This is a genomic window from Bacillus sp. LR--39 (genome assembly GCF_053613335.1).
Genome location: NZ_JBSIOT010001135.1, coordinates 1 through 622, shown reverse-complemented (window position 1 = coordinate 622; position 622 = coordinate 1). Strand labels below are relative to the sequence as shown.

At 47.6% G+C, this 622-nt stretch carries 1 protein-coding gene; it reads left to right on the top strand.

Annotation, left to right across the window (positions count from 1 at the left end):
• Positions 1-87: 87 nt before the first annotated feature.
• A partial coding sequence (locus ACWHAR_RS28930; RefSeq protein WP_452088680.1) for a TIGR01212 family radical SAM protein occupies positions 88-622 on the top strand: 535 nt, incomplete at its 3' end.

The following is a 622-nucleotide window of genomic DNA, read 5'->3' as shown; positions in this document are numbered from 1 at the left end:
TAATTTATGGTCGATATTCATTTGTTCTCTTGTGAAATGCGTGCTACAATTTTAGGATGCAATCGTACGCAAGGAGGCACATGAATTGTGATGCAGAACAATCCTTTTCCTTATTCAAATACGGAAAAACGCTATCATACATTGAATTATCATCTCAGAGAACATTTCGGCCATAAGGTGTTTAAAGTGGCGCTTGACGGCGGTTTTGACTGTCCGAATCGGGACGGCACCGTAGCCCACGGAGGCTGTACGTTTTGCAGCGCAGCAGGCTCCGGCGATTTTGCCGGGAACCGGGCCGATGATTTAATTACGCAATTCCATGACATCAAAAACCGCATGCACGAAAAATGGAAGGACGGCAAGTACATCGCTTATTTCCAGGCTTTCACAAACACTCACGCCCCGGTTGAGGTGCTTCGTGAGAAATTCGAATCCGTCCTCGCTTTAGATGATGTGGTCGGCATTTCGATCGCCACACGCCCGGACTGTCTGCCTGATGATGTCGTTGATTACTTGGCAGAGCTGAATGAACGCACCTATTTGTGGGTGGAGCTTGGGCTTCAGACAGTTCATGAACGGACTGCACTTCTGATCAACCGCGCACATGATTTTAACTGCTATG